The sequence below is a fragment of the Pedobacter sp. 01N416 genome (genome assembly GCF_056399685.1).
Genome location: NZ_JBFTRT010000175.1, coordinates 1 through 8,832, shown reverse-complemented (window position 1 = coordinate 8,832; position 8,832 = coordinate 1). Strand labels below are relative to the sequence as shown.

9 protein-coding genes are annotated in these 8,832 nt (G+C 40.0%); 4 read left to right on the top strand and 5 right to left on the bottom strand.

Features of this window, described 5'->3' with window-relative positions:
• Positions 1–264 precede the first annotated feature (264 nt).
• The 4 genes from AC1DND_RS11660 to cysS form a co-directional block, all read right to left on the bottom strand.
• Complete coding sequence (locus AC1DND_RS11660; protein WP_477581775.1) at positions 265–1,233, bottom strand: M28 family peptidase; 969 nt, start codon at positions 1,231–1,233, stop codon at positions 265–267.
• 141 nt (positions 1,234–1,374) lie between these two features.
• Complete coding sequence (locus tag AC1DND_RS11655) at positions 1,375–1,764, bottom strand: endonuclease domain-containing protein (protein WP_477581773.1); 390 nt, start codon at positions 1,762–1,764, stop codon at positions 1,375–1,377.
• Positions 1,765–1,979: 215 nt separating this feature from the next.
• Positions 1,980–2,660 carry an aspartate/glutamate racemase family protein gene (locus AC1DND_RS11650; protein WP_477581771.1) on the bottom strand — a complete coding sequence of 227 codons (681 nt, stop codon included), beginning with the start codon at positions 2,658–2,660 and terminating at the stop codon, positions 1,980–1,982.
• A gap of 44 nt (positions 2,661–2,704) precedes the next feature.
• Positions 2,705–4,165: a cysteine--tRNA ligase gene (gene cysS / locus AC1DND_RS11645; protein WP_477581769.1), complete on the bottom strand. Its 1,461-nt coding sequence runs from the start codon at positions 4,163–4,165 to the stop codon at positions 2,705–2,707.
• 450 nt (positions 4,166–4,615) lie between these two features.
• On the opposite strand from cysS, the gene AC1DND_RS11640 reads away from it, so the two are divergent.
• The 4 genes from AC1DND_RS11640 to AC1DND_RS11625 all read left to right on the top strand — a co-directional run bounded on the left by AC1DND_RS11640 (position 4,616) and on the right by AC1DND_RS11625 (position 7,660).
• Positions 4,616–5,047: a GNAT family N-acetyltransferase gene (locus AC1DND_RS11640; protein ID WP_477581767.1), complete on the top strand. Its 432-nt coding sequence runs from the start codon at positions 4,616–4,618 to the stop codon at positions 5,045–5,047.
• A 194-nt stretch (positions 5,048–5,241) separates the two neighbouring features.
• The gene (gene lipA / locus AC1DND_RS11635) at positions 5,242–6,135 is read left to right on the top strand and encodes a lipoyl synthase (protein ID WP_029278501.1); all 894 of its coding nucleotides are present in this window, start codon (positions 5,242–5,244) and stop codon (positions 6,133–6,135) included.
• 113 nt (positions 6,136–6,248) lie between these two features.
• A complete protein-coding gene (locus tag AC1DND_RS11630) occupies positions 6,249–6,800 on the top strand; it encodes an RNA polymerase sigma factor (RefSeq protein ID WP_131027860.1) in 552 nt (183 codons plus the stop codon).
• Between the two features lie 2 nt (positions 6,801–6,802).
• A complete protein-coding gene (locus AC1DND_RS11625) occupies positions 6,803–7,660 on the top strand; it encodes an anti-sigma factor (RefSeq protein ID WP_477581765.1) in 858 nt (285 codons plus the stop codon).
• Positions 7,661–8,210: 550 nt separating this feature from the next.
• Here the strand turns inward: AC1DND_RS11625 and AC1DND_RS11620 are convergent.
• Positions 8,211–8,832 (bottom strand): AIM24 family protein (locus AC1DND_RS11620; protein WP_477581763.1); only part of this gene is annotated, 622 nt, incomplete at its 5' end.

Sequence of the window (8,832 nt, the reverse complement as noted above, 5' to 3'; positions counted from 1 at the left end):
CTAAAGTGCTCGTTGATGAATAGTCTATAAAAGCTTCTTTATCTCCATTTTTGGCAATCGACTTAGCAAAATCCTTCTCAGCATTTACTAGAGATTTGGTTGTTCCGTCGCTTTTTTGGGCAAAAGCACCTAGGGCTAAAAGCGAAGCTATTGCAGTTGAAAATAATTGTTTCATTATTAATTAAGATAATATTGTTTGGCGAATATAAAATTTTCTTTAATGTATGGCCTTAAAAGTAATTAACAATTACACATTAAGGCTACTTATTTTTCTCTATAAATGGTTTCTAAAACAGTTTGCCCGGCGGCCTTCAATGTATTTTTATCAATATTAGCCAAGTTATCCAATTGCGTGTGCCAATTGATATAAAAACCACTATTATCGTTGTAATGGATAATATCGATAGAAGGAACACCTGCTTTGTTCATCCAAAAATGATCATCAACCAATTTTCCGCTCGGAATTTTCGTAAAGTAAGAAGCATTACCAATTTCCCAAACCTTGTTTACTACGTTTGGAGCAGCCTGACGGGAGATTTCATCCTGCGTAAACTGCGCGCTACCGCCGCCAACCATATCAAGATTAATGCCGTACAAAGCTTTATATCCTGCCGCGATTGCTTTTTTAGCCCAGTATTGAGAGCCTAAACACCATGTAGTTTCATCGGGTGTTTCATCATTGGCCTTGCCATAATCTTCTAAATCCCACAATACAAAATCGACTCCAACATCTGGCTGTTTCTTCTGAATCTGACGTGCCATTTCCAAAATCACCGCCACCCCACTCGCACCATCATTTGCCGCATCGAAAGGTTTCGCATGATTTGCAGGGTCGGTATCCTGATCAGAAAACGGCCGGGCATCCCAGTGTGCCGTAATTAAAACCCTCTTTTTTTGATCTGGATTAAACGCGGCAACAATATTTTTCAACTGAAAGTTTTTGCCATCATAAGTTTGTGTTTTCTCCCCCTGAACAGTTACATCGGCGCCGAACGATTTGAGTTTAGCCACTAAATAATCGGCGCATTTTTGGTGCGCTGCTGTTCCAGGAATCCGTGGCCCAAAATCTACCTGAGCCTTGGTATAGGCATAAGCACTATCGGCATTAAAATCTGGAGAAACTAAAGGCAGTGCCTTTTCTCCATTTTCATCAGCATTTTGGTTTGTTTTATTCCTACAAGCCTGAAATGCAATTAAAGCGAATAAAGGCAGTAATAAAAGTTTTTTATTCATTGTTTAATGTAACGGAAAATTGTTTGAAGTAGTGTAATTATCTCTCATCCCCCCTTCAAAGGGGGACGAATTAAATGCTAGAGAATAGTCCATTCCCCCTTTGAAGGGGGCGGGGGGATGATCTTGCAAAAATCTTTCATTTCAAAGGATCCGGGGATGATCTTGCTCCCATTCTACAATATATTGCTGAATTGTCCTATCTACATTCTCGATATCGTTCATTACCTCATCATCGCTAAACCTCAGAACATGAAAACCCAATACTTTTAAAATATCTTCGCGTGCTTTGTCTTTTTCAAATTGTCCCTCCCACTCATGACTAAGGCCATCAACCTCGATAACCAACTTTAAATCCTTTGAGAAAAAATCCGCAATATAATTCGCGATCGGTCGCTGTCTTAAGAAAGAATATCCCAGCATTTTTTTATTCCTCAACAATTCACACCACATTCTTATCTCTGCTTTGGTACTATCATTTCGATGTCCTCTCGCAAAAGTTTTTAATTTAGAATTATAGTGATTGTTATCCATGATATCTTAAACCTTTTCTTAGCAGTAAAAAGTCGAAAAATGAATATAGCAAACAATTTGCTGTTTTATTCATCTTTAAAATTAAATGTGATCTTCCTCATCCCCCTGCCCCCTTCAAAGGGGGACGGATTTCTTGATGAGCCTAAAAACCTATGAGGTTTGTTTTCCTGCCCTTAACTCATCGCCCTTTGAACGCGCAATAAATGAATGAATAGTTACGAAAGCATATAATCCACAATGGCCTCGCAATGGATTTTAGTAGTATCAAAAACGGGAATATCAAAATCATCCTGACTAATCAACATTGGAATTTCGGTACATCCCAGAATTACCCCCTCAGCTCCTTCCTTGATCAGATCATTAATTATCTGGATATACTGTGCCCTGGTTTCTTCCAATATCACACCTCTACCTAATTCTTCTTTAAGGGTAAACTGTATATAATCGCGGGTTTCTTTCTTTGAAGGCATTAAAACACGTAATCCATGGTCTTCGAACTTTTTTACATAAAAGTCCTTTTCCATGGTAAATACGGTCCCCAGGAGTCCTATATTTTTAATTCCAGTAACATTTATGGCTTTAGCAGTTTCGGTACCGATATGGATAATTGGCAAAGCTATTTTTTCTTGTAGCTGATCGGCAAAAAGATGTGCAGTATTGGCGCAGAGTACAATTGCTTCTGCCCCACTTCGTTTTAAGCTTTCGCAAGCATTGAGCAAAAGATCAAACGATCCTTCCCAGGTTTTATCCTGAACATCGCCAAAATTAAGGGAATAAATTAAACATTCAGCGAAATTTAACCCACCCAAACGCTCATTTACACCCTCATTTATAAAACGGTAGTAATCTATAGTAGATACCCAGCTAATGCCGCCTACTAAACCAATTTTTCTCATTGTTAAAATCGACTTGTGACTTTGGAATGTAGACTCAGGACTAACTACGCTTTACTCCAAGTCGTTCCCTCTTTGCCGTCTTTAAGCTGGATTCCCAGCTCTTGCAAGCCAATACGGATACGATCGGAAGTGGCGTAATCTTTATTCGCTTTTGCTTCAGTCCTTAAGTTAATCACCATATCCAGAACGCCATTTAAGTCGTTACCTCCGGCATCTTCATCTTTCAGTCCTAATATATCGAATACGAAATCGTTAACCAATTGCTTCAACTTTTCTAATGCTTCTGCAGAGATTTTGCCCTTACCATCGTAAACGGTATTGATAATCCTTACCGCTTCAAACAGTTCGGCAATTAAAATCGGGCTGTTAAAATCGTCATTCATCGCATGGATGCATTTCTCTTTCAATGCATCGATATCGAAATCGTTCTGTTCAGAAACCGTTAACTTATCTAACAAACCAATAGCAGCCATTAAGCGGCGGAATCCTTTTTCCGAAGCATCTAAAGCTTCATTCGAGAAATCCAATGTACTGCGGTAGTGTGCCTGCAACATGAAAAACTTAACCGTCATCGGGCTAAAGCCTTTTTTCAATAAAGCGTGATCACCCGTAAATAACTCTAAAGGAAGAAAACCATTGCCGGCCGATTTAGACATCCGCGTACCGTTTACGGTAAGCATATTGGTATGCATCCAATAGCGGGCAGGCTGTTTATGGCTGCAAGCCTCAGATTGTGCAATTTCGTTGGTATGGTGTGTTGCCGCCAAATCCATTCCACCACCATGAATATCAAATTCGGCGCCCAAATATTTAGCACTCATGGCCGAACATTCGATATGCCAGCCCGGAAAACCCATGCCCCATGGCGATTGCCATTGCATCAGGGTTTCTGGTTTCGCTTTTATCCAAAGCGCAAAGTCTAACCTTCCACGTTTCTCATCCTGTCCACCCAGTTCGCGGGTATTGTTCAGCATGTCTTCAAGATTGCGGTTGGTTAAAAWGGTATAATTATATTCCTTGCTATATTTTTCTACATCAAAGTACACATTGCCATCAATCTCATAACCGTAACCGTTAGCTATAATTACTTTAATCATTTCGATCTGCTCAATAATGTGCCCTGTAGCGGTAGGTTCGATACTTGGCGGCAACGTGTTGAACATGCGCATTACATCATGGAAACCTAAAGTGTACTTCTGTACAATTTCCATTGGCTCAAGCTGCTCTAATTTTGCACGTTTTGCAAACTTATCGTCGCCCTCATCCCTATCGCCCTCTAAGTGACCTGCGTCTGTAATATTACGCACATAACGCACCTTATAACCAGCATATTTAAGGTACCTGAAAATTAAATCGAAAGATATAAACGTGCGGCAATTGCCCAAGTGCACATCACTATAAACAGTAGGACCGCAAACATACATTCCAACATTGGGTGCATTTAAGGGTAGAAAAAGTTCTTTTTTGCGCGAAAGCGTATTATAAAGCTGTAAGCCAGTATTCATATTGCAAATGTAATATTAAGTTAGAAAGTTAAAACGTTAAAAGTTGCAATGTTTCGCTTATGATTTTTAACTAACATTTATAAACAGGTTCCGTGCAGTATCCGCGCTGTCAGATGTTACCATCTGACAGTAAAAAAAATTATTTATAGTGTTTATTTTTCTCAAACACTAGAAAAGGTGCATTACTGCTCATCGGGTACAGCAGTCCCTCTTTCCGCTGTAGCTTCGCCGAAGGGGCTCAGGCTGCCGCTTCAATAGGGTTTAGCTTGGCTATTTCTGTGCTTTTGGCTTGAAAAACCGTCGCTAACTTGCGAAGTCCGTCAGCGTCTGCCCTTGTGAGACTTCGCAAGTTGGCCTGGCATGTGGTGTGCTGTCAGATGTTATCATCTGACGGTAAAAACAAAATTTAATCTTTAATTTTAGCTTCATCTATCAAAACATCAGTAAAAAATGGTTCAGATCAGAGAAATTTCGGAAAAAGATGCCGAAAGCGTAGCCACACTTTCTACACAACTGGGTTACGAAAGTGACATCAAGCAAACATCAGCCAGAATTAAACGCATAAATAACAGTAACGAAAACTGCGCATTTGTTGCTTTAGTTGATGGCGAAGTAGTAGGCTGGATTCACGGTTTTTATACCTTAAGGATAGAATCTGAACCATTTATCGAAATTGGAGGCTTAATTGTCGATGAAAATTACCGAAACCTAAAAATCGGGAAGCAGTTGATCGAAAATGTAAACATTTGGGCGAAAAAGCATCAAGTAAAAAAACTAAAAGTAAGGTGTAACATCAAACGCACCGAAAGCCACAAATTTTACGAGCGGCTTGGCTTTAAGGAAAATAAACAACAGATCACGTTCGAAATGAATGTGATTTAATTACTTCTGTGGTGTCAGATAGAAATATCTGACACCACAAGCAGGTCCTTGCTAAACTTGCGAAGTCTAGCTCCGCCCCTGCCCGGCCAGACTTCGCAAGTTAGCCAACCCGCAATTAACAATCACCCCAATTATTACAACCTTCAAACATTTCTGCATTGTAACATTTCAATCCTATTCATTAACTTTGTACCATGATTGATTTACCGGTAGTACCTGCTGTAACTGAAGTAAAACGTAAACCAGATTGGTTACGTGTAAAATTACCCGTTGGTAAAGAATATGCACAAGTTCGCAGTTTAGTAGATACGCACAAGCTCCATACCATCTGCGAAAGCGGAAATTGTCCTAATATGGGCGAATGTTGGGGTGCAGGCACGGCAACATTCATGATTTTGGGTAACATCTGTACCCGTAGCTGTTCTTTCTGTGCTGTAGCCACGGGCCGCCCTTTAGCAGTTGATGTTGACGAGCCTAACCGCATTGCCGATTCGGTAAGATTAATGGGCGTTAAACATTGTGTAATTACTTCGGTAGATCGCGATGATTTAAAAGATGGCGGCTCAATCATCTGGGCAGAAACCTTACAGGCTATCCGCAGAGAAAGTCCAATTACTACTTTAGAAACCTTAATCCCCGATTTTAAAGGCCAGTGGGATAATTTATACCGCGTATTGGAAGAAAGACCAGAAGTAGTTTCGCACAATATGGAAACGGTTAAGCGTTTAACCAAACAAGTGCGGATCCAGGCTAAATACGACAGAAGTTTAGAGGCTTTAAAAAGAATTTCTGAATTTGGTTTAAGAACAAAAACAGGTATTATGCTCGGTTTAGGCGAAACCGAAGAAGATATTTTCGAAGCCATGGACGATTTAGTTGCAAATGGTGTGCATATCTTAACCTTAGGGCAATACTTACAACCTACACGTAATCACCACCCTGTTGTAGACTGGATCCATCCGGATACTTTCGCGATGTATAAAGAAGCTGGTTTAGCAAAAGGTTTAAAGTATGTAGAAAGCGGCCCGCTGGTACGTTCATCTTATCATGCAGAAAAACACCTTTTTCCAATTGAGGGGATTGCTTAATTTACTGGCAACGCAGGGTTAACAACGCTTTAAAAGTTGCACTCCTTCCTGGAGTGCCTTTCTAAAACATTTTTTTGCTTTTACTGTTCTGTATTGTATCTTAGTAACCAATAGTGACTGCATTAAAAAAATTAACCCTAACTGAGCCTGAACTTGTTCAAGCACTGCAATCGAAAGATCCCGCGGTTCTGAAAACACTGTACAGCATGTATTCGTCAGCGCTTTATGGCGTTATTTCGCGCATTATCACCCATACAGAGCTTGCTGAAGATGTACTACAAGAAACTTTTGTAAAAATCTGGCAGTCTGCTGCACACTATGACAATACCAAAGGACGTTTGTTTACGTGGATGATGAACATTGCCCGCAATTTATCGATTGACAAACTACGTTCTAAAGACTTTAAGAATTCACTCAAAAACCAAGATATAGAAAATAACGTAAGTTTCGTTGATGAACAAAACAAGGTAACGTTTAATCCTGATATTCTTGGAGTTAAACAACTTGTAGAGAACCTTAAACCGGATTTACAAGCAGTTCTTGATTTAGTTTATTACAAGGGTTTCACCCATGTGGAAGCCGCAGAAAAGTTAGATTTGCCATTAGGTACGGTGAAAACCCGGATCCGGTTGGCTATTATTGAATTGAGAAGGAATTTTAATTGAGCGTGGAAAATTTAAAAGCATATATCGAATCTGGAGTACTTGAGCTGTACGTTTTAGGTGATTTATCACCCGAAGAAGCGTTGCAGGTTGAGGAAATGGCATCTCAACACCCTGAGGTAAGAGATGAAATAGCTGCTATTGAGCAAGCTATGGAGCAATATGCTATGCAAAATGCTGTAGAACCATCTGCAGATGTAGAAACAAGATTATTCGAAAAGTTGGGGTTAAGTGAAGCTGAAGAGCATGTGAATATTCAACCCGAACCAATTTATACTGAAGAACCAAGAATTATACGTTTAGATGGAAGTGATGCCAAAGTAAGAACTTTACGTTACGCCTTAGTTGCTTGTATAGCTTTATTGGTAGTAAGTACCGCGGCATTGTTTATTACCTATAACAAGCTAAATGCCGCACACGACCAAATTGCGAGTTTGAACCTGGATAAACAAAAATTTGCTGGCGTAGTAAGCAAGTTAGAATTTGAAAACCAGGGTTTAGATAATATGGCTGCAATGGCCGACAGCAAAGAATGGGCAACCATCAGAATGGCTGGTCAGGCTTTTAGCCCGAGCTCGAAAATGAAAGTTTACTGGAACAAAAAAGATAAAAGTGTGCTGATCAACTATGTAGCTATGGATTTACCAAAAACCGATGCAGCACATCAATATCAGTTATGGGCTTTGGTAAACGGCAAACCGGTAAGTTTAGGCGTATTCGGCAAAACGGATTCGACTAATAACGAGGCATTGGTAAAAATGCAGACCATTCAGGAAGCACAGGCTTTTGCTGTAACTATAGAGCCTATGGGTGGAAGTGTAAATCCAACAATGGATAAATTAACCGTAATGGGCGGTGTTTAAACAGAAAATATTAAATCAAAATATTAAATCCCGGCATTTATCAATGTCGGGATTTTTGTTTTTTATACCTTCTGAATCGTCACCCTGAATTTATTTCAGGGTCTTAACTGCAATAAAGATGCTGAAATAAATTCAGCATGACGCCCTTCGCATTTACTGGTGCCTTGGTTTGTTTCCCAGCAAACCAAACATAACATTAAGATTTCGCTGCGTACTTCACCTCTTCGTAAGGCTGTACCAATCCCCTCTTGCAAATAAGAGGATAGCCTATTAAGTCATAGTTTTTGCACCCTGCAGCCCTAAATAGGATGAATGGCCGCGCCGCCTAAACCTGACAGCAGCGAACATCCCGACGTAAAGTCGGGATAAAGCGAATGGCAGGACTACCTAACCCCAAATGCTTCTGTATGTGCTTTCCAAAAAAGTGGATAAATATTCTGCTGAAAGAAGCGCAATACCTGATTAACACATGCAGAGAGACCTTGTCATAAAGATCTCTCCTCCAAAGGAGTTCCTTTGGAACGCTGCGGTCGAGATGACGATTCGACCATTAAGATTTCGCCGCGTATTTCACCTCTTCATAAGGCTGTACCAAAACCCATCCCTCGCCAAAAAATTCTAATTGGAAAGATTCGCCACTTCCTCTTCCGATAAAAGACCCGAAAGTTAAATTGGTTTTAATGTTTGGTGTTAAGTTTTCAGACCAGGCTACTGTAGCATTAGGATCAGTGTACACAGGCTGATTGCCGGTAACCCTTAATAAAATAGGTTCGCCATGTGTGGTAATGGCAATATAGCCACTGCCCGATAATTTAACCTGAAATAAACCACCGCTCATCATCCCTGCAATGCTTTTTAGCATTTTTATTTCGTTTTTAATATTGTCTTCTAAAGCCAATACATCATTACCGTTTACAAAAACCGCTTCGTTTTGGAGTTTGATGATCTTTACTTTCTTGCCCTCATCCGCCAAATATAGTTTACCTGTTCCAGTGGCGTGCATCAGCGAAGTACCTTCGCCAGATATGGCTTTCTTTAACAAACCACCCAAACCTTTGCTCAATAGTCCTTCTCTTTTAAAATCGATATTTCCAATGTAAGCAACCATCGAACCTGCTTTTGCCAATATTTTTTGATTTTTTAGGTTTACCTCCAGCATCGCAGGTTTCTCT

What these genes read in the sequence shown, in the direction of transcription:
- AC1DND_RS11660 (WP_477581775.1), bottom strand. Translation starts at nt 1,233, where the DNA reads ATGAATAAAAAACTTTTATTACTGCCTTTATTCGCTTTAATTGCATTT.
- AC1DND_RS11655 (WP_477581773.1), bottom strand. Translation starts at nt 1,764, where the DNA reads ATGGATAACAATCACTATAATTCTAAATTAAAAACTTTTGCGAGAGGA.
- AC1DND_RS11650 (WP_477581771.1), bottom strand. Translation starts at nt 2,660, where the DNA reads ATGAGAAAAATTGGTTTAGTAGGCGGCATTAGCTGGGTATCTACTATA.
- AC1DND_RS11640 (WP_477581767.1), top strand. Translation starts at nt 4,616, where the DNA reads ATGGTTCAGATCAGAGAAATTTCGGAAAAAGATGCCGAAAGCGTAGCC.
- lipA (WP_029278501.1), top strand. Translation starts at nt 5,242, where the DNA reads ATGATTGATTTACCGGTAGTACCTGCTGTAACTGAAGTAAAACGTAAA.